Source organism: Peristeroidobacter soli (genome assembly GCF_004138485.1).
In the GTDB taxonomy this organism is placed as follows: domain Bacteria; phylum Pseudomonadota; class Gammaproteobacteria; order Steroidobacterales; family Steroidobacteraceae; genus Steroidobacter; species Steroidobacter soli.
In genome coordinates this window covers 182,056-206,635 of sequence record NZ_RYEV01000003.1, presented here as the reverse complement: position 1 = coordinate 206,635, position 24,580 = coordinate 182,056, and the positions used below count along the sequence as shown (strand labels likewise).

Below are 24,580 nucleotides of genomic sequence, written 5' to 3'. Positions count from 1 at the left end.
CGCGCTCACACTGGCGCAGTTTTCAGCAGCACCGCGGCCACCGCGGTTTCTTTTTTTATGGAGCAGAAGAATCTAGTCATCGTGGAATCGCCTGCAAAGGCGAAGACCATCAAGAAGTACCTCGGCAAGAATTTCGAGGTACTCGCTTCCTATGGCCATGTCCGCGACCTGGTGCCGAAGGAAGGCGCGGTCGATCCGAAGCGCAATTTCGCGATGCGCTATCAGATCCTGGAAAAGAACGAGAAACACGTTCAGGCCATCGCCAGGGCGCTCAAGAAATCCGACGCCTTGTATCTGGCAACCGACCCCGACCGCGAGGGCGAAGCCATTTCCTGGCATCTCACCGAGCTGCTCAAGGAACAAGGCGTGCTCGACGGCAAGGACGTGCATCGCGTGGTGTTCTACGAGATCACCAAGAACGCGATTCGCGAAGCCATCGGTCAGCCGCGCGACATCTCGCAGGATCTGGTGAACGCGCAGCAGGCGCGTCGCGCGCTCGATTACCTGGTCGGCTTCAATATCTCGCCGCTGCTGTGGAAGAAAGCGGGTTTGCCGGGCGCCTCCGCCGGCCGCGTGCAGAGCCCGGCGCTGCGCATGATCTGCGAACGCGAAGAAGAAATTCTCGCCTTCAAGCCGCGCGAGTACTGGACCATCGATGCCGACGTGGAGAAGTCCAGGCAAACATTCCCGGCGCGCCTCATCGAGTTCCGCGGCGAGAAGGTCGAACAGTTCACGGTGACGAACGAAGGCCAGGCCACCGATGTGCGTACCGCCATCGAGAGCGCCGCCAACGGCAAGCTCAGCGTCGCCAACATCGACAAGAAGCAACGCAAGCGCAATCCGGCGCCGCCGTTCACCACGTCGACGCTGCAACAGGAATCGGCCCGCAAGCTCGGCTTCGGCGCTCAGCGCACGATGCGTCTGGCGCAGCAGCTGTATGAAGGTGTGGACTTCGGCGAAGGCGCCGTCGGTCTCATCACCTATATGCGTACCGACTCGGTGAACCTCGCGAACGAAGCCATCGCCGAGATCCGGCAGGTGATCGAGCGCGAGTACGGCAAGGACTCGGTGCCCGAGTCGCCGCGCACGTATAAGACGAAGTCGAAAAACGCGCAGGAAGCGCACGAAGCGATTCGTCCGACGTCCGCTTCCATTACGCCCGACCGCCTCGCCGGCAAGATCGACGCCGACCAGCTCAAGCTCTACAGCCTGATCTGGAAGCGCGCGGTCGCCAGCCAGATGGAGCCGGCGGTATACGACACCGTCGCCGTCGACCTCGTGCCGGGCACGAGCGCGAAGCGTGACGGTTCGACTGCCGTCCTGCGTGCCAACGGCTCGACGCTGGTGAAGCCGGGCTACATCGCCGTCTATAAGGAAGGCCAGGACGACACGGTCGAGGACGACAACGATCGCATCCTCCCCGCCATGGAAGTGGGCGATCAGGTCGCGCTGCTCGAGCTGCGTGGTGAACAGCACTTCACCGAGCCACCGCCACGCTTCTCGGAAGCGAGCCTGGTCAAAGCGTTGGAAGAGCACGGCATCGGCCGGCCCTCGACCTACGCCAGCATCATTTCCACGCTGGTCAACAAGAAATATACGGCGCTTGAGAATCGCCGCTTCACGCCGACGGATCTGGGCAAGATCGTCAATAAATTCCTATCGCGGAATTTCCATCACTACGTCGAGTACGGCTTCACCGCCAAGATGGAAGACGACCTCGACGAGATCGCCGACGGCCGCGAGGAATGGGTGCCGGTGCTGGAGCGCTTCTGGACCGAATTCAAAGAACGCGTCGACGTGGTCGATGAGACGGTCACGCGCGAAGACGTTTCCGAAGCCCGCGTGATCGGCAACGATCCGGTCACGGGCAAACCCATCTCGGTTCGTTACGGTAAGTACGGTCCGTTCGTGCAGATGGGTACGAAGGACGACGAAGAGAAGCCGAAGTTCGCCAGCCTCAAAGCCAACCAGCGTATGGACAGCATCACGCTGCCCGAAGCGCTGGAGCTGTTCACGCTGCCGCGGACGGTCGGCCAATACTCCGACGGTCATGCGATCCGCGTCGCCATCGGCCGCTTCGGTCCTTACATTCAATATGGCGCGAAGAAGTTCGCGTCCATCAAGGACGACGATCCGTACACCATCGAGCTGCCGCGCGCGCTCGAGCTGATCAAGGCCAAGGAAGAGCTGGATGCGAATCGCACGATCCTGAATTTCGAGGAAGCCGGCATTCAGGTGTTGAACGGCCGCTTCGGCCCGTACATCACCGACAAGGTCAAGAACGCCAAGATCCCCAAGGAACGCGATCCCAAGACGCTGACCCTGGACGAGTGCGTCGAGCTGCTCAAAGCCGCGCCCGAGCGAGGCAAGGGCCGCTTTGGTCGCTTCGCGAAGAAGACCGCCGCGAAGACGGATGCCGCCAGCGCCGAGTCCGAGAAGCCGGTGAAGGCTGCGGCCAAGAGCAAGAGCACGCCGGCGAAAACAGCGAAGGCTCCGGCCGCCGAGAAAGCGCCAGCGAAGAAGGCACCTGCAAAGACCGCCGCCGCTAAAACGGCAGCGAAGAAAGCGCCCGCCAAAGCGGCCAGCAAGCCGCCGGCCAAGCCGAAGTAACTAAACCACCGCCCCCACGCGCCGCCGGCTGAGAAGCAACTGCTTTCCAGCCGGCGGCGCCAGTTCGTTCTACGCGCGCACCTCCTCGACGCCGGCGTCGGCTCGCTCGAAGCAAGCACACCTTGCTGACAGCGGCGTCGGTTCATTCGAAGCACTCAGGCGAATAGCTGCCTGTCCGGGCAGCGGCGCTGGCCGCCGCGGCAAGATCGGCACTGGCGTGGCGGCGTCGGGCGATCGAGCTCGACTTCCCTCAGTGACGACTTGGTCGCATCATGACCGCAGTCGTTCCATTGGAGATCGTTGATGGCCGTCGATGCTGATGCCGTGCTCGCTTACCTGCGCGGACTGCAGGATCGCATTTGCTCGGGCCTCGAGCAGATCGACGGCGGCGCGCAGTTCAGCAGCGATCGTTGGGAGCGAGCCGAAGGCGGTGGCGGCGACAGCCGCGTGCTTCGCAACGGCAAGGTCTTCGAACAGGCCGGCGTCAACTTCTCTCATGTCATGGGCTCTCGCCTGCCGCCGAGCGCGACCGCTCAGCGACCCGAGCTGGCCGACGCGCAATGGATGGCGACCGGCGTGTCGCTGGTCATTCATCCCTGGAATCCTTACATCCCGACCACGCACGCCAACGTGCGTTTCTTCAACGCCCTCCCCAAGGACGGCTCACCGGGCGCGTGGTGGTTCGGTGGCGGCTTCGATCTCACTCCCTACTATCCGTTCGACGAAGACGTCCTGCACTGGCACCGGACCGCGCAACAAGCCTGCGAGCCGTTCGGCGCCGATGTGTATTCCAGGCACAAGGACTGGTGCGACCGATATTTCTTCCTCAAACATCGTAACGAGACCCGCGGCGTCGGCGGCCTGTTCTTCGACGACCTGAACGAAGGCGGCTTCGAGCACTGCTTCGCTTATCAACGCAGCGTCGGCGATCATTTCCTGAAGGCGTATCTGCCCATCGTCGAGCGTCGCAAGGACCATCCGCACGGCGAACGTGAACGGCAGTTCCAGCTGTACCGTCGCGGACGCTACGTCGAATTCAACCTGGTTTACGATCGCGGCACGCATTTCGGACTGCAATCCGGCGGCCGCACCGAATCCATCCTGATGTCTCTGCCGCCGCTGGTCCGCTGGGAATACAACTGGACACCGGCAGCCGGCACGCCCGAAGCACGCCTCTATTCAGATTTCCTCCGACCGCGCGACTGGCTTCGCGAGCTGAAATAAAACATTCACGCCGTTCGTGAGGGTGTCGAGGCGATTGACACTTCTCAGTATACAAACGCTCTCAGCACTAACTTTTGTCAGTCGTGCGTCGGACGCGCGCGCGTTTGGAAAGTTTGCGTAATTGAATTGGCCGCGGCGCAGGAGTAGCGTCGGTTGCAGCGATTGCGCATTCGATACCGTCTGGCCGCGGAACTGCAACTACGCCGAGCGAAGGCGGCGAATGTCGCGCGATCGCAGATAACAGCAAGGGGATCATCATGGCTAACTTTCGCAGGAGGGCGACAGTGGGTCCACTGTCGCTGATCGCCACGACCGTGCTGACGATCGTGGCCGCCGATGCCAGCGCCGCTCAGCGCGCTGTGGCAACCGGCTCCAAAAAACTGGAGTCGCGCTTGCCAACACCGGCGCGCTCACAGCTCAACGATGTCACGCAGCTACTACGCAACTCCAGCACACCGATGCGTGTGCAAGTCGCCGTCTCACTGAACACCGCTCCCGTCGGCGACCGCACTGGAACGACCAAAGCCGAGGTGTTGGTCGAACAAACAGCATTCATCAGCCGCATCGCGCAGAGCGCACCGAGCGCCACTGTCATCGGCTCGGTGCAGTTGGTTGCCAACACGGTGTTCCTCGAGATCGACTCCACCGACGTGAAAGCGCTTGCGAGCGATCGCGCGGTCACACGCGTCGCGCCGACCGGCAACTACAAGCGCAACCTCACGGAAACCGTTCCATACATCGGCGGTGAAACATTGCACGGCCTGGGCGTGACTGGCAAAGGCGTACGTGTCGCGGTGATCGATAGCGGCATCGATTACACCCACAAATCACTGGGCGGCGCCGGAACCGCGGAAGCCTACGCAAAGGCATGGGGCACCTCCGCCGCCGATCCTCGCAACACCACCACCGACGGCCTCTTCCCCACCGCCAAGGTCATCGGCGGTTATGACTTCGTCGGCGAAGCATGGACCGGCGCTGCCGGCAGCCCACCGCTCGCTCCGGACCCGGATCCGATCGCGGCTCCCGATCAAAGCACCTTTGGCGGTCACGGCACCCATGTCGCCGACATCATCGGCGGCAAGAATGGCGTTGCGCCGGATGTGAAGTTGTATGCGGTCAAGGCCTGCGCCGTTCCGACTTCTTCGTGCAGCGGCGTCGCACTGATGCAAGCGTTCGAGTGGGCCATCGATCCGAACGGCGACGGCGACACTTCCGATCATGCCGACATCATCAACATGTCGCTCGGCTCCGATTACGGCCAGCCGTTCGATGATGATCTGTCCGCAGCGGTCGATCGCGCCACGAAGCTCGGTGCGTTCACTGTGGCGTCGGCGGGCAATGGCTCGGACAAACCTTTCATCACTGGCTCGCCCGCAGCTGCTGTCACGGCGCTGTCGGTCGCGCAGACCAATGTTCCCTCCGCAGTCGTCGACCTGATGACCATCGTTACGCCGGCCGTCACGCCCGCGCAACGAGGCGCGATTCATCAAGACTGGTCCGCCGAGCTGACGACAGCGATTACCGCACCGGTGGTCTTCACAGCAAGCAACGCGCTCGGTTGCACGCCGTTCGCGGCAGGCTCGCTGACGGGACGCATCGCGCTGGTGAATCGCGGCACCTGCACGTTCTCCGACAAGATTCGTAACATCCAGGCGGGCGGCGCGTTGATCGGCATCATTGGCCTGGTCGACGGCAGCGCGCCGTTCACGGGTGCGTATTCGGATGGTGTGCCCATCACCATTCCGGGCTACATGATCAATCAGGCCGATGCGAATGCCATCCGCACCGGCGCGACGGTGCGGTTCGATCCCAACAACACCTTCCCATTGATCAGCTCAGTGACTTCGACTTCATCGCGCGGACCGATGTTCGAAGACTTCCGCATCAAGCCCGAAATCGGCGCGCCGGGTGCGTCGGTGTCGGCGATGTCGGGCACCGGCACTCAGTCCGATGCGTTCGGCGGTACTTCGGGCGCGGCACCGATGGTGTCGGGCTCGGCAGCGTTGTTGAAACAGCTGTATCCGACGGTGGCCCCGCAGCGATTGAAACAACTGCTGATCAACAATGCGGAGACCAACATCGAGCAACCGGGCTCGCCATCCGGTGTGATTCCGGACTCGCTCGCGCCGATCTCACGTATCGGTGGCGGTGAAGTTCGTGTCGATCGCGCGGCGGCTGCGACAGCCGGCGCTTATGGCTTCGATCTGGTGAAGAGCGGCACTCGCAGCGGCGGCGTGAGCTTCGGCTTCGTCGACGTGGCGGACAAGGCAGTCCTCGTGCACAAGCGCGTGCGCGTCTTCAATCGTGCCAGGCAGCCGGCGATCTTCAAGGTGAAGCCGACCTATCGCTTCGCCAACGATGTCGCCAACGGCGCGGTGAAGATCCATGCGTTGCCGTTGATCGCGGTGCCCGCCAAGGGCGATCGCACCATCGATGTGTTCATGACCATTGAAGGCGGCAAGCTGCGTAACAACCTGATGAACGCAGGCCCGGATGGTCCGAATCCCGTGCCGCTGACTCTGCAGGAGTACGACGGCTATCTGGTGTTCGAGAAAGTCGCGCTGTTCGGCAAGCCGGAGAAATTCACGCTGCCCTGGCACGTGTTGCCGCGCAAGTCCGCGGACACTCAGGTCGTGGGTGGACCGACCTGGAAAGCGGGCGGCGGTGGGGTGGGCACAATCAGCCTGAAGAATCGTGGCGTGGGCGCTGCGCAGCTCAACGGTTACTCACTGTTGGCAACGAGCCCGAACTCGCCGCCTGGCGGACGCGGCGAGAACGCGCCGCGCCCGGACTTGCGCGCCGTGGGTGTCACGACGTTGGAAGTGCCGACGGATGTTTGCTCGTCCGGCTATCTGTGGTCGTTCGCGGTGAACATGTGGGAACGTGAGACGTTGCCGGTGGCGGTCGATCATCGTATCGCGCTGGATCTCAACAACGACGGCGAGGACGACTACTGGCTGCTGAATCGCGACGTCTCGTTGAACGAGCTGAGCGATGGCCGGCAATTGGCATGGTCCATCAATCTGGCCACGGGCGACGCCGACGCCTTCTGGTTCGTCGAGCATCCGACCAATTCGAGCACCACCGTGTTGAACGCGTGCCTCGAGCAGTTCGGCCTGACCGCGGCCGATGTGGAAGCACGCAAAGTGGTCGGCATCTCCGTGTTCGCCGATGACTTTTACTTCGGTGGCCCGGGCGATTCGATCGAGGGCTTGAAGATCGTACCTTTCGGCGAACGTTACTTCGCCGCGCCGGCCAGCGACCTGGCAGGCGGTGCGAGCGGCAATGTCTCGGTGTACGACTTCGGTCAGATCCCGGGAACCACCAAGGAACTGGGCGTGATGATTCAGACCGACGGCGATCGCTGCGCCTCCGCGAACAATTGCGGTGGCGCTACCAAGAGCACCGAGGCCCTGTTCATCGCGCCACCGGGCGGCAAGATCAAGTTCTGACCGTACTCACCTCTCGGCCCCAAGCCCCGAGCAGCGATGCCCGGGGCTTGTTGCTTCATGATCTCCGGAGTCGTCAGGGACGCGGCGGCGACCGCATTCGTCATTCCGCCGGCGACTCGCCTTTGACCTGCTCTTTCACCGGCTTGAACGGCATGCCGTTGGAGCAAACCACGAAGTTGCCCCGCCGATCCGAGTGGTAAGCGTAGCGGTTGCCGCCCGCTCCCAGGACCACGCGATAGCCCGGCACGATCATCTGCGTGTACATCATTCCGGGCTGCGGACATCCCAGCGAACCGTCCGGCCATTGGTGCTCGGTCGCACTCAAGACCGTAATTGCGTCGTGCTTCACGAGCGCACGACGCGCCAGATCGTCCTGGAAAATCGCCAGCAGCTGCTGCGGCACTTCGCCGGTGCCCTGCAGCGGCGTGCGCTCCTCGCCCGGTGCACGCGCGGGCGGCATTTTCTTGCTTTCGTTCTCCATCGCGGCCCTCCGACTTTCCACCGACGCAGGTTCAGCCGCCGCGGTGCGCCGATCCGAGCCCGAGCAGGCTGCGGTCAACGAGGTCAACACCAGTACGGCCAGGATCGAAGAGCCTCGCGCTGGAGAATTCAGTACGATCATGGATCTGTCCCTCACAAATTCCGCCCCGATCTGCCCGTGAATTATCGCCACGTGTTCCATGCCGGCAACTTCGCCGATGTCCACAAGCACATCGTACTGCTGGCCCTGCTCGAGCGACTCAAGCGTAAACCTAAACCGCTGTTCTATCTCGATACTCATGCGGGTCGAGGGTGGTACGACCTGCTGTCCCACGATGCATTACGCGGCAACGAGTCGCAGGGCGGCGTCGGCCGCGTGTTGCGCATCGCTCGCGCCTCTCCAGATCTTCGGCGCTATCTGGACGCGGTTAGTTCCCCGGAAGAGATCTCCGCCATCACCTCGCAACGCTACCCGGGTTCGCCGGTACTGGCGGCGCGCGATCTGCGACCCGGCGACCGCATCGTACTGGTGGAAAAGCAAATCGCCGAGGCTCAAGCGCTCGAACAGGCGACGCGCGGTCGACGCGGCGTGTCGGTCGTGTGCGGCGATGGTTATGCCGCGCTGAAAACCTATCTGCCGCCCCGTGAAAATCGCGGCCTGGTGCTGATCGATCCGCCCTACGAATCGGAACATGAATTCACTCAAGTCGAGAAGGCGCTGCTGCTAGGCGCGAGCCGCTGGCCGAATGGCATGTTCGCGCTGTGGTATCCGATCAAGCCCGGCCGCGAAACGCAGCGACTGCACCTGTCGCTGCAAAATTCGGGATTGAGAAAGCTGTTGCAGGTGGAGCTGAACGTGCGACCGGCCGATTCGCCGCTGGGCTTGAACGGCTCCGGATTGATCATCGCCAATCCCCCCTGGCAGTTCGACGAGGAGATCGCACCGGCCCTTCGCGAAGCTCACGCCGCCATGGCCGAAGACGGCGCGGGCGGCGTGAACATCCAATGGCTGGTCCCGGAGTGAGCTAAGCGGCCTTCTTTGCCAGCGCCTTGCATTGTTTGTGGCGAAAACAGCTGGTCAGGTGATCGTTCACCATGCCGGTCGCCTGCATGTGCGCGTAGATGATGGTGCTGCCCACGAAACGGAAGCCGCGCTTTTTCAGATCTTTGCTCAACGCATCCGACTCCGGGCTGGTGGCCGGAACCTTGCCATGTTCGGCAATGTTGTTCTGGAGAGGCTTGCCGCCGACGAAGCTCCACAGGTGCCTGGCGAAGTCGCCCTGGAACGCCAGGAAGGCCTTGGCATTGCCGATGGCCGACTCGATCTTGAGCCGGTTGCGCACGATGCCCGGGTCCTTCATCAGCCGCGCCACGTCCCGCTTGCCGAATTTCGCAATGCGTTCAGGGTCGAAGCCGGCGAAGGCGGCCCGGTAGCCGTCGCGCTTGTTGAGAATGGTCGACCACGACAGCCCGGCCTGCGCCCCTTCCAGAATCAGGAATTCGAACTGGGTGGCATCGTCCCAGGCGGGCACGCCCCACTCCTTATCGTGGTATTCGAGGTAGAGCGGGCTGCTGACCAGCGACGCCCAGTGGCAACGGGTGGGTTCACGCATGAACTTCTCTCAACCTTCTTCAGTCTCTACTTACGTATCGGCCTCAACCCCCGCCGGGCGAAGCATTGCGACCAATGATCCCCTGATCGGTCAGGGTAGTCGACAAATCCCGGCTTCGGCAGGTGTAGACTTTCGCGGTCTATAGTTTGGCAGTCACGCGAGCCGGAAGCCGTCATGTTTAATTTGCAGTCAGGAGAATTCCCCAGCACGCGCATGCGACGCATGCGCTTCAACGACTTTTCACGCCGGCTGATGCGTGAAACCTCGCTGAGCCCGGACAACCTGATCTATCCGATGTTCGTGATCGAAGGCCAGTCGCGGCGCCAGAGCGTCGACAGCATGCCCGGCATCGAGCGGGTCAGCGTCGATGAGCTGGTGCGCGAGGCCGAATCGCTGGTCGAGCTGGGCATTCCGGCACTGGCGCTGTTCCCGGTCACCGAGCCGTCGGCCAAGAGCAACGACGGCAAGGAGTCGTGGAATTCCGAAGGCCTGGCGCAGCGGGCCGTGCGTGCCGTCAAAAAGGCGGTGCCAGAGCTGGGCGTGATCACCGACGTTGCACTCGATCCCTACACCACGCACGGCCAGGACGGCATCATCGATGCGTCGGGCTATGTGGTGAACGACATCACGGTCGAAGCACTGGTGAAACAAGCGTTGTCGCACGCCGAAGCCGGCGCCGACGTGGTCGCACCGAGCGACATGATGGACGGCCGCATCGGCGCCATCCGCGAAGCGCTCGAGCTGGCCGGCCACATCAACACGCGCATTCTCGCCTACTCGGCGAAGTACGCATCGAACTTCTACAGCCCGTTCCGCGACGCCGTCGGCTCGGCCGGGAATCTCGGCAAGGGCAACAAATATAACTATCAGATGGATCCTGCGAACACCGACGAAGCGTTACGTGAAGTAGCGCTCGATCTGCAGGAAGGCGCGGACATGGTGATGATCAAGCCCGGTCTGCCCTACCTGGATATCGTGCGCCGGGTGAAAGATACGTTCGGCGCGCCGACGTTCGTTTATCAGGTGAGCGGCGAATACGCGATGCAGATGGCCGCGTTTCGCAACGGCTGGCTGGACGAGCGTGCCATCGTGCTGGAAACATTGATGTCCATTCGCCGTGCCGGCGCGGACGGGATTCTGACTTATTTCGCCAAGAAGGCGGCGGCCTGGCTCAAAGAAGCGAGATGAGCGCCATGAACGACAGCATCGATCGCTACGCAGTGGTGGGTTACCCCATCCAGCACAGCTGGTCACCGTTCATCCACGGTCTGTTCGCCAAACAGACCGGTCAGGCCATGAGCTACACGCGTCTGGCCGTGACCCCGGAAAATTTCGAGCGGGATGTTGGCGCGTTCTTCGCGTCCGGCGGCAAAGGGTTGAATATCACAGTGCCTCACAAACAGGCAGCGAACATCGTGACCCGATATCGCACGCCGCGCGCTGAGATTGCTCGCGCTGTGAATACGCTGGTGTGGAAGAGCGATGGCTTGCTCGGCGACAACACCGACGGCGCCGGCCTGGTCACCGACCTCACACGCAACATGGGTTTCGATATCGCCGGCGCGCGCATTTTGTTACTTGGCGCCGGCGGCGCCGCACGCGGCGTGATGGGGCCGTTGTTGGCGGCCGCGCCCGAGTGCATCGAGATTGCGAATCGTACCAAGCAGCGCGCGGTTGAATTGGCGGAAGAGTTTGAGTTGCTCGGCACCGTGCGAGGCTGCACGTTCGAAGATGTCAGCGACGGAGTGTTCGACTTGATCGTCAACGCCACCTCCGCCAGCCTGCAAGATGACATTCCGCCCATCCCGCGGACTGCCATCGGACCGGCAACGCTGTGCTACGACATGGCGTACGGCAAGGGCGACACTTCATTCACTCGCTGGGCCAAGACCGCCGGCGCGGGGCGCGCCGAGACAGGCTGGGGAATGCTGGTCGAGCAGGCGGCCGAAGCGTTTTTGCTGTGGCGTGGAATGAAGCCCGACACGAAGCCGGTGCTGGAAGCGATCAGGGCGCAGGCGTAACTAAGAAACTTACACGCGGGCTCACCTCAACATCATCCCGAGCCATCTTGCAGCCGCCGACTGCTCAGCGCTCGCAGTACTGTAAGCGGCGACAGTCGGCGTTGTGTCGGCGCGGCCCTTACGCGCGTGCGCGCAGATATTCGTCTTTGACCTTGACGTAGTGCGCGGCTGAGTACGTCAGGAACGCGATCTCCTTCTCCGTCAGATCGCGCACCCGCTTGGCCGGGCTGCCCACATACAGCCCGCCCTTCTCGAGCACCTTGCCCGGCGGCACCAGCGTGCCGGCACCGATCATCACCAGGTCTTCGACCACGACGTTGTCGAGCAGAATCGCGCCCATGCCGATGAGGCACGCGTTACCGATCGTGCACGCATGCAAGGTCACGCGATGACCCACCGTCACATCCGAACCGATGATCAACGACCGCCCGCCCGGCGCGTACGGACCGTCGTGCGTGACGTGCAGCACTGAGCCGTCCTGCACGCTGGTTCGTGCGCCGATCTGAATCGAATGCACGTCGCCACGGATAACGGCCGTCGGCCATACGGACGAGTCATCTCCAATCGTGACCTTGCCAATGACGACCGCCGCCTCATGGACGAAAACGCGCTGCCCGAGCGTGGGAGCAATACCTTGGTAAGTTTCAATCGTCATGGCGCGTTCCGGCGAGCAAGTGGGCTCGCCACACAACTCCTGTCTGAAATCGAGAAGTAAAACGAACCGGCGGCATCCAGCGGCGAGCGTGAGCTCGCCACAGGCCGATCTCAAATAAAAAACTTTGCGGCCGCGTTATGCGGCGAGCCCCAACTGCTTCAACAACGGCTCAATCGTCGGCTTCCGCCCGCGGAATTCAACGAATGCATCCATCGCATCCTTACTGCCGCCCTGCTCCAGAATGGAAGACAGGAACTTGCTCGACACCGCGCGATTGAAGATGCCGCCTTCCTCGAAGGCACTGAACGCATCCGCCGCCAGCACCTCAGCCCACTTATAGCTGTAGTAACCCGCCGCGTACCCGCCCGAGAAAATATGCTGGAAGCTGTTGGGGAACCGATTGAACGCCGGCGGCTTCACCACCGCCACCTGCGCACGAACTTCATCCAGCGTCTTCATCACCGCGCTGGCCGCGCCCGGCACGAACTCACTGTGAATGCGCAGATCGAACAGCGCGAATTCCAGCTGTCGCACCGTCTGCATGCCCGCCTGGAATGTACGCGTGCCGAGCAACCTCTGCAGCTCCGCTTCCGGCAACGCTTCGCCCGTTTCCACGTGAGACGAAATCATCGGAATCACTTCCGCGCGCCACGCGAAGTTCTCCATGAACTGACTCGGCAACTCGACCGCATCCCAAGCCACACCATTGATACCGGCGATGCTCGGATAATCCACACGCGTCAGCATGTGATGCAGCCCGTGCCCGAACTCATGGAACATCGTCACGACTTCCGAGTGCGTGAGCAACGATGGCTGCGAACCCACCGGCGGCATGAAGTTGCAGACCAGGTAAGCAACGGGCAATGCCGTAGCCCCAGCCATCTGCTTGCGCCCCACACACTCATCCATCCACGCACCACCGCGCTTCTTGGCGCGAGCGTACAGATCGACGAAGAAGCTGCCACGCCGTGAACCATCCTCATTGAGGATGTCGTAGAAGCGAACATCGGGATGATAGATATCCACGCCCGTGCGCTCGGCGATCTTCACGCCATACAGTTTCTCAGCGACCGAGAACATGCCCGACAACACGCGCGGCAACGGGAAATAGGGGCGCAACGCTTCTTCGGAAAGATTGAAGCGTTCGCGTTTGAGCTTCTCGGCGTAGAACGCCACGTCCCAGGCACTCAGCTCGCGACCCGCGAACTTCGTGAGGTCATCGAACTCTTGCTGCGCAACCGGCTTGCTCTTCGTCGCCAATTGTTCGAGGAAGGCGCGAACTTCCGGCACCGACGACGCCATCTTGGTCGCGAGCGAATACTCCGCGTAGTTGGGATAGCCGACGAGATTCGCGACCTCGTTGCGAACCGCGAGGATCTGATCCATCAGCGCGGTGTTGTCCCACTTGCCTTCATTGCCATCCTGATCGGACGCGCGCGTCGTCCAGCCATGATAGAAATCACGACGCAGCGGCTCGTGCGCGGCATGCATCATCACTGCCGTGTAGTTCGGCGCGTCGAGCGTGAACAACCAACCTGTTTGCTGTTTAGCTTCGGCAGCGGCGCGCGCGCGCGCGACGATGGGCGCCGGCAGGCCTTCGATCTCTTTCTGATCGGTGAGCAGGCGCGACCAGGCGTTGGTCGCATCGAGCACGTTCTCATCGAACTTCGACTGCAGCGTTGCGAGCTTCTCGACCAGCTCCTTGTAACGCTGCTTCTTGTCCGCAGGCAGCGCGACACCAGCCAGGCGGAAATCGCGGAGTGCGTTCTCGACCAGCTTGCGCTGGCCCGGCGACAGACGCGCGCCTTCGTTCTTCAGCACAGTCTCGTAGGCTTGATAGAGGCGCTCGTTCTGCGCCAGATCGGTGTTCCAGGCGGTGAGCAGCGGCAGACACTCGTTGTAGGCGGCGCGCAGCTCATCGGTGTTCACCACGCCGTTCATGTGCCCGACCGGCGACCAGGTGCGGGACAGCCGGTGCTGCATCTCCTCGAGGGGGACGATCAGCGAGTCCCAGGTCGCCGTGTCATTCGACAGCAATCGCTCCAGCTCGGCGCGGTTGCCATCCAGCAAGGCGCGCAGCTTGCCTGCCACTTCAGCAGGCTTGATTGCAGAAAATACCGGCAGATCGGTGCTCGGTGCAGTCATGATGGACCCCGGATCCGGAACGCGAAGGACGACGGACTGCCGATTGTAGAGAGCCCGGCAGTCCAATGACACCCGCCCCTCGTCGGGGCCGATGGATTCGAGGTTTGGGGCCGGTCAGCGGGATTTCACCCAGTAGGCAATGGCAATCGCGATTCCCGCGACCACCACGACCCAGCGCAGGACGGCGGGCGGCAGTTTTCCGGCAAGCTTGCCGCCAATCGCGCCGCCGATCAGCGCGCCGATCGCCATGACCGCGGCGGCGATCCAGACGACCTGATCCGAGAACAGGAAGAACACCGCCGCGGCGATGTTGACGCTGAACGCCAGCACCTGCTTGAGCGCGTTCAGGCGGGTCAGAGAATCGTCGAGGGTCAGGCCGAGCACGGCTAGCAACAGCACGCTCATGCCCGCGCTGAAAAATCCGCCATAGATGGCCGCGGCGGCGATCGGCAACGCCGAGAACAGTGCCGTGTGATGCTTATGCGAGGGATTCGAGAGCCGCTTGCTGAGGAACTTCTTCACCGGTTCTTGTACAGCGAGCAGCAGCGACGCGGCGAGAATCATCCAAGGCACGAGCGCAGTGAACGTACGCTCACCGGTCTTCAGCAGAATCATGCCGCCCGCAAGCCCACCCAACACCGCCACGGGCACCAGCAACATCAGCTTGTCGCGCTGACCTTTGAGATTGGGCAGCTGCGCGATGGTCGCGCCGAAGTAGCCGGGGCAGAGCGCGACCGCGTTGGTGATATTCGCCGCGACCGGCGGCACACCCACTGCAACCAGCACCGGAAAGCTGATCAGCGTGCCGCCGCCCGCCAATGCGTTGATCAAGCCAGCCCCGACCGCCGCGAGCGCGGCGATCAACAAATCCCAGGACGTCATCACTTAGCAGCTGCCTCTATGCATATCTCGCCCCTTCTTTTCGACAGCCCTGTCGCGCCCATCCAGATGCGTACCGGAGCATCGCCGTTGCACCCGTCGGTCAGTGAAAAAATAAAACTGCGGCTGCGTTATGAGGCGGATCAGGATACCCGAAATGACATGCCAGCCATGCCGCTCGCCCAGGCGGGAATCGCCTCGTAAAACAGCACTTCGCCGGACGCGCCGGAAACGGCGCCGGCGAGCGTGATCCAGGCGTTCACTTCGAGGCCACCATTGCCCGCGTCGATCAGAATCTGTTGGTTGCTGAGCTTGGCCAGGCTCGAGCCCTGATTGGTGGCGAGCATGTCCATGAACCAGCGATCCCAGGTCTCGTTGACGCGGCCTTCCTCGGGCACGCCGAGCCAGTGCGACAGGCCGCCGCCTGCCAGCAACGCGACGCGCTCATCGGCCTGACAATACTCAGCGACATACGCGCGCAGCAACTCACCCAATCGCCAGCTCTCTTGCGGCGTCGGCCCCGGCGTGTAGACGGTATTCACATACAACGGCACGACGGGAAGCTCACGCTTCGGGTCGACGATGCCCAGCGGAATCATCACGCCATGATCCGGCCGCAAGCGCGATGGCTTGGCGAGCTTGAAGCCGCGATCGTTGGCAAACATCGCGAAGCCGGTCGAGAACGCTGCGTCACCGCGAATCTGCTCGGTCGGCAGACCCATGTCGCCGTACGGCGTGTACACGTCGGCGGTGCCGATCGCGAACGGCATGGGCTGGTCGAGCTTGAAATTGTTCAAATGATCGCTGGTGATCACGACCAGCAGCGTCGGATGAGTCTCACGCAGCTGGCGACCCAGCTCTTTCATGCCCACGAACACGCGCTCGGCCTGCTCTTCGAGCCCGCCTGGAGCGCCGAGCACATGCGACATGGCGAACGCGCCCACGATCTTGCCCACGGTCAGCGCCTCGCGAAGTAATAATCGATGGGGAAGAATGGCATGGTCGGCCGGCCCGACCAGATCAGCCACTTGATCACCAGATTGGGGTGAATGCCGAGGCGATGCAAGTCATCGCGTCCGCCGGTGCGCAGAGTTTCGCGCACCTCCGTGGGCACCTCGAAGCGATCGAACAACACGTCGGGGCTGGTTCGAATCAAGCCGCGATCCGTGGGCGTCTCGATCAGATGCTCGATCAGCTCGTGCACACCACGCGGCGCGGGCATTTCAATTCACCGGCTGCGACAGGAACCGATCGACCGCCGCGCAGAAATCCGCGGTGTGCTCGATCATCGCCCAGTGACCGCAGTGGGGCACGATATATCCCCAGCTGTTCTCGAACAGCTCCAGGAAGCGATACGCGCGCGCCAACGTCGACACGCCATCTTCCTTGCCGTTCACGATCAAGGTCGGTTGTTTGATCTTGCGCAGCTCGTCTTCGGGATAGTTCAGCGTGCCCTTGCGCGTCTGGGCATTCACGGCCGCCAGCGCAGCCTTCGCGCCCGGCTCGTTGGTCAGGTTGAAACGATACTGAACCAGCTCCTCCGGCGGCGAATACTTCGGCGAAGTGAGGCCGGCAATCACGCGACGCATGCCGTCCACCGTGAAATCGTAGTTCAAGTTGTGCAGCAGCTGCGGCGACGGCCTTTCCGGAATCGGCAGACCGGCGCTGCCCATCAACACCAGCCGCTCGACGCGCTCCGGACGCTGCAGGGTCGCGCCGATACAAGTCGCGCCTCCCATGGAATTGCCGACCAGGAACGCCTTCTCGATGTTGAGCGCATCGAGCAATGTCACCAGTTGACGATTGCGACTCGGCTGATCGTAGACGAAGCCGTCCGGCGACGGCTTGTCGCTGCGACCGAAACCGACCATGTCCGGCGCGATCACCCGATATCTCTTCGCGAAGACCGGAATGCACTCGCGCCAATTGCCGTATGCATCGGCGCCCGCGCCGCCGCCGTGCATGAGAATCAGCGTCGGACCGCTGCCCGCTTCGAGGTAATGCGTGCGGATGCCGTTGGTGTCGACGAAGTTCGATACGAATTCGGTCATGGCAAGGCTCAGCGCAAGTCTTGAGGCGTCTGGATACCGCGATTCGCACGGCTCGCGAGGCGGCGCCACTCGAGAATGGTGGAATCCGGCTCGCACAACATTTCATCCACCCAGCCGAAGTCGTCGGCATAGAACGGCTCGGTGACCTCGCGCGCCCAGATGTCGTCGGCATTGAAACCATCCAGGCCGTGCGGCTTGTAGACGGATTCGAATTCGTTCGCGAAGTTGATGCGGTCTTCGTCGGTCTGCACCTGCTGACCGATGGTCTGCACGTACAAGTGAGTCTTGCCATCGATGGGCACGTACCACTCGAACTGCGTCAGACCCGGCAGCGGGAACTGCTCGACCTTCAACACACCCGGCAACCAGATCGACGTGCCGACGGAAGCGGAGGTTCCCTGTACCTGCTGAGAACGCGGACCGCGCACCACGACGCGTCCGTCGATCACACCGTCCCAAATCGGCTTGTGCTGAGCGAAGTCGTCGATCACGCCCTTCGGACCGTCGGCGTCTTCCACCACTTTCACCGCGCCCGGCAGCGGCGTGTGGCCGATCGGGAAGTTGAAGGTGCGGAAGTGACGCAGCGTCGTGTCTTTGTGAATGAAGATATGCAACGCGTCGAAGCCGTTCTCGGCACCGAGGCGCCAATTCGAATTCACCACACGATGCTTGCCGAGAATCATCACATCGTCATCGAGGAAACCGGGGGGCACGTCCTGGCTCAGCGGCGGCACCGGATCCATGTCGCCGATGAACACGAAGATCAGTCCCTTCGCTTCCTGACAGGGGAAGCTCTGAATCTTGCGACGGCCGATCAACCGGCTGTCGGGCACGGCCAGAATGTTCACCAGCTCGCCGGTCTGGAAACGATACGTGTAACCGTGATACCAGCAGGTGATCGTGTCCTTGGTATAGCAATCCGGCTTGCGCGACAGCGGCACGCCACGATGCAAACAACGATCGCGGATCGCATAGACCTTGCCGTCGATGCGCTTGATCAGCAGCTTCTCGCCGAGCACCTGCAAAGTGAGCAGCTGACCCTCGGCCAGCTCGTTCGAAAAACGCACCGGATACCAGTGATTGCGAAAACCCAGCTTCGCTTCCACATAGCCGCGCCAGTCGCCGACGGCTGCGGCAACTTCGGGGCGGACGCCTTCCGGGGTTTGCGCGTCATCACTCATGATCTGCTCTCGTCCTCGAAACAAATATCTATTTATGCAAACTGCACGCCGACCTGGCCAACACCGGCGATGGTCGCGTGCACTACGTCGCCCGCTTGCACGGACATCATCGGTCCGAGCGCGCCCGTCATCACCAGCTCGCCTTGCTTCAGCGGGCGGCCGAGCTCGCGCGAGCGCCTGGCAAGCCACACGGCCGCGTTGAGCGGACCACCGAGACAATCGCGACCGTAGCCGCTCGACACTGGCTTGCCATTCAGTGTCATGGTCATCGCGCAATTCACCAGGTCGAGTCCTTCAATCCGTTGCGCCGGACCGCCGAGCACCAACACGCCCGACGACGCGTTGTCGGCAATGGTGTCGACAATGTCGATCTGCCAACCGGCGATGCGACTGCCGACGACTTCCAGCGCGGGCAATACACAGCCGACCGATGCAATCACGTCCGCGACGGTCGCGTGGGCCATATCCAAATCACGGGACAGGATCAGCGCAATCTCGGCCTCCACGCGCGGCTGCTGCAATCGGGAGACCGGAATCGTCTCGCCGGTGCCATACACCATGTCCGCGAACAGCTGACCGAAATCCGGTTCAGCCACGCCCAACTGCTTCTGTACCGCCGGCGACGTGAGTCCGATCTTGCGGCCCACGGGCCGGCGGCCCTTCTCGATCCAATGCTCGATCTGCGCCAGCTGCACGGCGTAGGCCGCGCGGGTGTCGCCCGCATCGAATCGACTGCGGATCGGGGGCAGCGGCGCGCCGCTATAGGCATCCAACAAGGCTTGCGCGGTCTCGCCGACTCTGTGATCCATGATTCGCCCTCTTGCTGAGGTAACGTTATATGATTGTATGATAATCATGCAACATGGTCGAAGCGGTTACCTTAATGCATCGGGCGCGATTGATTTTTCAGGACGGCGCGGAGCGCTCTGTCGAGGTGGAGGCCGGTCAGACCGTGCTGGAAGGCGCACTGGCCGTGGATCTGCCGGTCCGCTATGACTGCTGCTCCGGCAGCTGTGGCAGTTGCGTAGTCCAATGCCTGGACGGTCAGACCGTCGTTGATTTGACTGGCAAAGTCCCGGTCAACGCGGATGAGTTGATGGCCGGACTGCGGCCCGCCTGCCTCACTCGCCTGAACTCGGATGCGTCGTTCGAGCTGCCCTACTCGCTGGGTTCGGCCGCCTCCGCGCCCTCGAAACATTCCGCGCAGATCATGGAGCTGCGTCGTGGCGCGCCGTCTGTGGCACTGCTGACGCTCAAGCTCGATCGCGCCGAGGATTTCGTTTTTCAGAGCGGTCAGTACATTCGTCTCGCCGCGCCAGGCGTCGGCGAAGCGCGCGCGTATTCCATCGCCAGCACGACCCGCGAGCTGCCGTTGATCGAGCTGATGATCCGCCTGGTCCCTGACGGAAAAATGTCACGCTGGCTGCAAGAAGTCGCGAAGGTTGGCGACCGCGTGAAATTGCAGGCGCCGCTCGGCGCGTTCGGACTCGACGATCGTGCGCGTCGACACGTGTTTATCGCTGGCGGCACCGGGCTCGCGCCGGTGTTGTCGATGATTCGTTCACTGCGCGGCCGCGGACAGCCCGCGCTGTTGTGCTTCGGGTGCACGCGGCGGCAGGAACTGTTCTATGAATTGGAGCTAGCGGCACTCGTCGCGGAAATGCCGGAGCTCGAAGTGCGCATCGCTGTGATGGAGGGTGCGGACGGAGATTTGCGCGCGGGCACAGCCGTTTCGCTGCTCCAGAAAGAAGACTTCGACGCGGAGACTGTCTGCTATCTTTGCGGCCCGCCGCCAATGGTCGATGCCGCGCGCAAAGCCCTGACTTCGCACGGCGTCGCGAGCCAGGCGATCCGCGCCGAGCGGTTTCAGCCTGGCGGCTGATCAAGAAACTCCCAAGAGTCATCGGCCGGCGCTTCGCTCGGCCTTTTCATCGCTGTCGCCTCCAGATCTGGTCGGGCGTGTTCGCGTCGCGCTCGTTGGTGAACATCTGCATCGCACGCCAAGTGGGCTCGTAGCGCTTCCGCGGCACCTCGCACTTCCGGTCGGTTGCGCGGCCAATCCTGCTTGAGTTCGCATTCGGTGCAATCACCGGTTGACCGGGCGAACTTTGTATGACAATACTACAACCATCCTTCTTGGGTCGGGTCTGCGTGAGTGAGTGCCGAAGCCGCGATGATTCCTGTGTCCAGACGCCTGCAGTTGTGTGAGGCGGGCAACGTTGCGCCCGGCGGCATGTTGCGTGTTCAACCGGAGGGGCACGATCCCATCCTGGTGTGCAATGTCGGCGGCAAGATCTATGCGGTCGATGACGAATGCACGCACGCCATCGCGTCGTTGTCGGAAGGCCGGCTGCAAGGAAACATCGTGTTCTGTCCGATGCACGGAGGCAGCTTCGATGTTTGCTCGGGCAAGGCGAAGAGCCTGCCGTGCAAGCAGGCACTGCGCACGTGGCCGATCGAGATCGCCGACGGCAAAGTTTATTTGCTGCTGAAGAACTGAGAGGCAGCACTCACCGCCTTCGGCGGCGAGGCTCGGTTATCTTGCAGACGCGCTTGCCGCCTTCGGCAGCGAGCCGCGTTGCTCGGGTAAAGCTTGCGGCCTGTCTTGGCGAGCCGCGTTGCTCCGGTAAAGCTTGCGGCCTGTCCCGGCGAGCCGAGTTATCTTCCCACTGCGTACGCTTGCATCAAGCGCGGCGTCGCGGCTGCTCTCAATATTCCATCCGTTCCCCGCAACGCCGCTGTGAGTCGGCCTGCGGACCATTCGGGCGCGACTTTCACGTTGTGACCGCGGCGCTTCAACTCGCTGATGACCTTCTCACCGTAACTCTCTTCGATCACCGCCGTTCCCAACAACGCCTCGCGCGGATAGAACGACGCCGGGAAGTGCACGCTGTGGAACAGCGGCGCGTCGATGGCCTGTTGCAGATCGAGCCCGTGGTGGATGTAGCGCAGTAACAGAATCAACTGCCACTGGTCCTGCTGATCGCCGCCCGGCGTCCCGCAGATCAACGACAGCCCATCATCGCGCGTCGCCAGCGTCGGCGTAAGCGTCGTGCGCGGCCGTTTGCCGGGCTCGAGGCTGCCCGGCAACCCAGGCTCCAACCAGAACATCTGCGCGCGTGTATTCAGCGCAAATCCCAGCTCCGGAATCGTCGGCGACGATTGCGGCCAGCCGCCCGATGGCGTCGCCGAGACCATGTTGCCGAAGCGGTCGATCACGTCGAAATGAACGGTGTCGCCGGGCTTCAAGGTCGGCTTCAAATGCATCATCGTCGGCTCGCCCACACCGAGGCCGGCGCTTTCATTCCTGGCGATCCGAACCATGTTCAGGCTCTTGGCGACCTGCGCTTCGAAGCCGGGCAGCACACCCGGGCGCAACTCATGCGAAGCGCTGTCGCCGATCAGCTTGCGGCGCTCTGCCGCGTAGCTCTCGCTCAACAACGCATCGAGCGGAACCTGGGTGAAATTCGGATCGCCGTAGTACGCCTCGCGATCCGCGAACGCGAGCTTGAGCGCCTCCAGCACGACATGCACGAACTCCGGCTCCGACGCCGGCAGCTTCGACAAGTCATACCCGGCAAGCAGCGACAATGTCTGTAACAACACCGGCCCTTGTCCCCAAGGCCCGGTCTTGTGAAAGGTCCAGTCGCGATATCGAAAGGTCTGGGGCGATTCGTAAGTGGCCTGCCACTTCGCCATGTCGTCGCCGGTGAGCAACCCTTTGTGACGCTCGCCACTCGCATCCATCAGTTCCTGCGTGCGGCAGAACCGATCGATTGCGTCCGCGACGAATCCGTTCGACCACGCGGCTCGCGCGCGCTCGATCTGTTGCTCACGCGTGCCCTCACCCGCTGCGTCAAGAATCTTTCGCCACGTCGCCGCGAGCGTTGGATTGCGGAAGAGTTGATGCGCCGTTGGCACTTCATTGTTCGGCAACCAGACCGGCGCAGACGTAGGCCATAGCTTTCGGAACGCATCGGCGACATCCGCAATCGCGCGCGACACGCCGGGCAACAATGGATGACCTGCTTCGGCGTAATGAATCGCCGGCTCCAACACATCGGCGAGCCGCATGCTGCCGTGATCTCGAAGCAGCGTCATCCACGCGTCGAACGAGCCCGGCACGACCGCGGCGATCAACCCCGAACCCGGCACCATGTCGAGATTCATCGAGCGCATGTGCTCGATGGTTGCAGCGGCGGGCGCCACGCCCTGGCCACACAGCACGGTGGGCTGCGCGTCGCGTGCCGACCTGAAGATGATCGGCACTTCGCCGGCTGGCCCGCACAAATGAGGCTCGACGATTTGCAGCGCGAAGCCGATGGCGACAGCCGCATCGAACGCGTTACCGCCGCGCTCGAGCATGGCCATGCCGACACCCGACGCGATCCAGTGCGTCGAGGCGACCACGCCGTAGGTGCCGCGAATCTCCGGGCGAGTCGTGAACATCGGTTAACGCGTCAGGTGCGCGTTCTTGTTCTCGAACAGCTTCTGATCGACGAAACCCGCGGTCTCCGGCCGGCCGCGACCGAGCATGACCTGCAGATACACCGGCTCGTTGGTTTCATTCACGTAACCATGAATGACGCCCGGCGGACAGGAAATCATTTCCCACTGATTCAGCTCCCTGCTCAGGCGCCGGCCGTCTTCCTCTTCGATGAACACGACACAGCGACCCTGCAGCACAAAGAAGATCTCTTCGACTTCATGCGTATGCGGCGCATTGCCCTGCCCCGGCGGCACCAGCATGATCGACAGCGTGAAATTGCCGGCCGGCACGATGGTGCTGTCATCGTGCTTGCCCGACGCGCCCGCGCCGACGAACCGATGCTGCGCACGGCGATAGCCGTCGATGTTGGCATCCGAGAACGCATTCCAGTCCGGCACGCGATCGGCGAAGCGCGCGACGTAACGATCCATGATCTGCTCGAGCGAAGCGCCGACCAGTTCGGGCGGACGCGGATGACGGGCAACGGACATGGCGGAAACCTCTACAGAGTGGCGTTCGCATCGCGCAGGCTATCGATCAGACAGGCGCGACGAATGAATGCATCGTGCAATTCGGGATCGGCCGACTGGCGCCGGATGCCATCCAGCTTCTTGGCCCGCTCGACCGGATCTTTCTCACCGAGCGTCTGCTTGTTCTGAATGCTCTGCGCCTGCACGTAATCGACCTGCGCCTTGCGACGTTGCCGGGTGTAACGATCCAGCAGCGGCTGCGGGTCGGCGCCCTCGAACCAGATCGCCTGCAGCTTGTCGGCGAGATTGATGGCGTCGTGAATGCCGCCGTTCATGCCCATGCCGCCCACCGGATTGTTCACATGCGCCGAATCGCCCGCGAGTAACACGCGACCACGGTTGAACGTCGCAGCCACGCGCTGGTGCACTTTGTATAGCGCGATGGTCGCAATTTCATAGCGGCCCGGTTTGGGACAAAACTTCTGCAGACGCGCCTCGACGGCGTCCGGTGATAACAGTTCGTCATCGGTTTGCTCCGGCAACGTGGGGCTCACAGCGCGCCACATCCCTTCGCCGCTGGCGCCACGCGCCTTGAAAAGATTCAACCATTCGTCGGGATCGGAGAAGTAGTTGCGATTGCTCAGCTCGGGCCGCAACCCGAAGAAGTCGAAGCGGGTGTCGATCTTCAGAAAACGTTCCGGCCAGGTGAAGCCGTCGAACTCGATGTCGGCCAGTTTGCGAATGGTGCTGCGGCCACCGTCGCAACCGACCAGATAGCGGCCGGAAAGGATTTCGTCGCTGCCGTCGGGCAATGTCACAGTGACTTCAACTTTGTCCGCGTCCTGCTCGATCGCGACGACGCGCGTCGACATGCGGATTTCGGCTCCGGCGTCAGTGGCCAGACGCTGCAATACGGTACCGACGATCTTGTACTGCTCCCACTGCAGAACGTACGGATGTTTGGGGCGGTCGCGCATGGCCTCGATGTCGAAGCGACCGACGAGTTGGCCGGTGACGCGATCCAGATAATTGAATACCGGGGAGACGAGGCCCTGCTCGAGACCGGCTTCGAGGAGCCCGAGCTCCTCGAGCATGGCGACGGTCGGCGGGTGGCAGGAGGCTGCGCGGCAATCGATTTCGGGTGCGGGCAGTGCCTCGACTAAGAGGACCGGAATGTCGCGCTGTCGCAGCGCGTAGGCGAGCACGGCGCCGATCGGCCCCGCCCCGGCGATGATGACCCGATCTCTATCCGGCGCTGTGCCCATGAATCGAACTTCCGCTGGCGATGGCGGAGAGTGTAGCCGGGCGGT

General features: G+C 62.6%; 21 protein-coding genes. 8 read left to right on the top strand and 13 right to left on the bottom strand.

What is annotated here, in order from left to right:
• Positions 1 to 57: 57 nt before the first annotated feature.
• From EKO19_RS09705 to EKO19_RS09695, 3 genes are all read left to right on the top strand, one after another.
• Positions 58 to 2,610, top strand: coding sequence for a DNA topoisomerase I (locus EKO19_RS09705; protein ID WP_129776231.1), 2,553 nt, complete (start codon positions 58 to 60; stop codon positions 2,608 to 2,610).
• A 303-nt stretch (positions 2,611 to 2,913) separates the two neighbouring features.
• Positions 2,914 to 3,834 (top strand): oxygen-dependent coproporphyrinogen oxidase, encoded by a 921-nt coding sequence (gene hemF / locus EKO19_RS09700; protein WP_129776230.1) that lies wholly within the window; start codon positions 2,914 to 2,916, stop codon positions 3,832 to 3,834.
• A 284-nt stretch (positions 3,835 to 4,118) separates the two neighbouring features.
• On the top strand, positions 4,119 to 7,286 hold the full coding sequence (locus tag EKO19_RS09695) for a S8 family serine peptidase (RefSeq protein WP_157995194.1): 3,168 nt from the start codon (positions 4,119 to 4,121) through the stop codon (positions 7,284 to 7,286).
• A gap of 100 nt (positions 7,287 to 7,386) precedes the next feature.
• Here the strand turns inward: EKO19_RS09695 and EKO19_RS38225 are convergent, their stop codons facing one another.
• Complete coding sequence (locus EKO19_RS38225; protein WP_157995193.1) at positions 7,387 to 7,908, bottom strand: hypothetical protein; 522 nt, start codon at positions 7,906 to 7,908, stop codon at positions 7,387 to 7,389.
• Between the two features lie 36 nt (positions 7,909 to 7,944).
• On the opposite strand from EKO19_RS38225, the gene EKO19_RS38220 reads away from it, so the two are divergent.
• Complete coding sequence (locus tag EKO19_RS38220) at positions 7,945 to 8,790, top strand: 23S rRNA (adenine(2030)-N(6))-methyltransferase RlmJ (protein WP_157995192.1); 846 nt, start codon at positions 7,945 to 7,947, stop codon at positions 8,788 to 8,790.
• A gap of 1 nt (position 8,791) precedes the next feature.
• Here EKO19_RS38220 and EKO19_RS09685 read toward each other — a convergent pair whose 3' ends face one another.
• Positions 8,792 to 9,379: a DNA-3-methyladenine glycosylase I gene (locus tag EKO19_RS09685; RefSeq protein ID WP_129776227.1), complete on the bottom strand. Its 588-nt coding sequence runs from the start codon at positions 9,377 to 9,379 to the stop codon at positions 8,792 to 8,794.
• Between the two features lie 174 nt (positions 9,380 to 9,553).
• On the opposite strand from EKO19_RS09685, the gene hemB reads away from it, so the two are divergent.
• Both hemB and aroE read left to right on the top strand, forming a co-directional pair.
• Positions 9,554 to 10,567: a porphobilinogen synthase gene (gene hemB, locus EKO19_RS09680; RefSeq protein WP_129776226.1), complete on the top strand. Its 1,014-nt coding sequence runs from the start codon at positions 9,554 to 9,556 to the stop codon at positions 10,565 to 10,567.
• On the top strand, positions 10,564 to 11,400 hold the full coding sequence (gene aroE, locus EKO19_RS09675) for a shikimate dehydrogenase (protein WP_217705234.1): 837 nt from the start codon (positions 10,564 to 10,566) through the stop codon (positions 11,398 to 11,400). The genes hemB and aroE overlap by 4 nt, the downstream gene beginning before the upstream one ends.
• Before the next feature lie 118 nt (positions 11,401 to 11,518).
• Here aroE and EKO19_RS09670 read toward each other — a convergent pair whose 3' ends face one another.
• The 8 genes from EKO19_RS09670 to EKO19_RS09635 all read right to left on the bottom strand — a co-directional run bounded on the left by EKO19_RS09670 (position 11,519) and on the right by EKO19_RS09635 (position 19,120).
• Positions 11,519 to 12,055, bottom strand: coding sequence for a gamma carbonic anhydrase family protein (locus EKO19_RS09670; protein WP_129776225.1), 537 nt, complete (start codon positions 12,053 to 12,055; stop codon positions 11,519 to 11,521).
• A gap of 135 nt (positions 12,056 to 12,190) precedes the next feature.
• Positions 12,191 to 14,200, bottom strand: coding sequence for a M3 family metallopeptidase (locus EKO19_RS09665; protein WP_129776224.1), 2,010 nt, complete (start codon positions 14,198 to 14,200; stop codon positions 12,191 to 12,193).
• A 114-nt stretch (positions 14,201 to 14,314) separates the two neighbouring features.
• Positions 14,315 to 15,082, bottom strand: coding sequence for a sulfite exporter TauE/SafE family protein (locus tag EKO19_RS09660; RefSeq protein ID WP_129777336.1), 768 nt, complete (start codon positions 15,080 to 15,082; stop codon positions 14,315 to 14,317).
• A gap of 140 nt (positions 15,083 to 15,222) precedes the next feature.
• Complete coding sequence (locus tag EKO19_RS09655) at positions 15,223 to 16,035, bottom strand: DODA-type extradiol aromatic ring-opening family dioxygenase (protein ID WP_129776223.1); 813 nt, start codon at positions 16,033 to 16,035, stop codon at positions 15,223 to 15,225.
• 2 nt (positions 16,036 to 16,037) lie between these two features.
• Positions 16,038 to 16,301: a hypothetical protein gene (locus EKO19_RS09650; protein WP_129776222.1), complete on the bottom strand. Its 264-nt coding sequence runs from the start codon at positions 16,299 to 16,301 to the stop codon at positions 16,038 to 16,040.
• Between the two features lies 1 nt (position 16,302).
• Positions 16,303 to 17,130, bottom strand: a complete 828-nt coding sequence (locus tag EKO19_RS09645; RefSeq protein ID WP_129776221.1) for an alpha/beta fold hydrolase — start codon at positions 17,128 to 17,130, stop codon at positions 16,303 to 16,305.
• 8 nt (positions 17,131 to 17,138) lie between these two features.
• Positions 17,139 to 18,311: a Rieske 2Fe-2S domain-containing protein gene (locus tag EKO19_RS09640; RefSeq protein WP_129776220.1), complete on the bottom strand. Its 1,173-nt coding sequence runs from the start codon at positions 18,309 to 18,311 to the stop codon at positions 17,139 to 17,141.
• Between the two features lie 32 nt (positions 18,312 to 18,343).
• On the bottom strand, positions 18,344 to 19,120 hold the full coding sequence (locus EKO19_RS09635; RefSeq protein ID WP_129776219.1) for a 2-keto-4-pentenoate hydratase: 777 nt from the start codon (positions 19,118 to 19,120) through the stop codon (positions 18,344 to 18,346).
• A gap of 74 nt (positions 19,121 to 19,194) precedes the next feature.
• Between EKO19_RS09635 and EKO19_RS09630 the strand changes: the two genes are divergently transcribed.
• Both EKO19_RS09630 and EKO19_RS09625 read left to right on the top strand, forming a co-directional pair.
• Positions 19,195 to 20,193 (top strand): 2Fe-2S iron-sulfur cluster binding domain-containing protein, encoded by a 999-nt coding sequence (locus tag EKO19_RS09630; RefSeq protein ID WP_175597008.1) that lies wholly within the window; start codon positions 19,195 to 19,197, stop codon positions 20,191 to 20,193.
• Positions 20,194 to 20,484: 291 nt separating this feature from the next.
• Positions 20,485 to 20,811 (top strand): non-heme iron oxygenase ferredoxin subunit, encoded by a 327-nt coding sequence (locus EKO19_RS09625; RefSeq protein ID WP_129777335.1) that lies wholly within the window; start codon positions 20,485 to 20,487, stop codon positions 20,809 to 20,811.
• A gap of 158 nt (positions 20,812 to 20,969) precedes the next feature.
• Here EKO19_RS09625 and EKO19_RS09620 read toward each other — a convergent pair whose 3' ends face one another.
• From EKO19_RS09620 to EKO19_RS09610, 3 genes are read right to left on the bottom strand one after another with little or no spacing between them, the layout of a single operon-like run.
• Positions 20,970 to 22,760: a gamma-glutamyltransferase family protein gene (locus EKO19_RS09620; protein WP_129776217.1), complete on the bottom strand. Its 1,791-nt coding sequence runs from the start codon at positions 22,758 to 22,760 to the stop codon at positions 20,970 to 20,972.
• Positions 22,761 to 22,763: 3 nt separating this feature from the next.
• Complete coding sequence (locus EKO19_RS09615; protein ID WP_129776216.1) at positions 22,764 to 23,291, bottom strand: cupin domain-containing protein; 528 nt, start codon at positions 23,289 to 23,291, stop codon at positions 22,764 to 22,766.
• Between the two features lie 11 nt (positions 23,292 to 23,302).
• Positions 23,303 to 24,535 carry an FAD-dependent oxidoreductase gene (locus tag EKO19_RS09610; protein WP_129776215.1) on the bottom strand — a complete coding sequence of 411 codons (1,233 nt, stop codon included), beginning with the start codon at positions 24,533 to 24,535 and terminating at the stop codon, positions 23,303 to 23,305.
• Positions 24,536 to 24,580 lie beyond the last annotated feature (45 nt).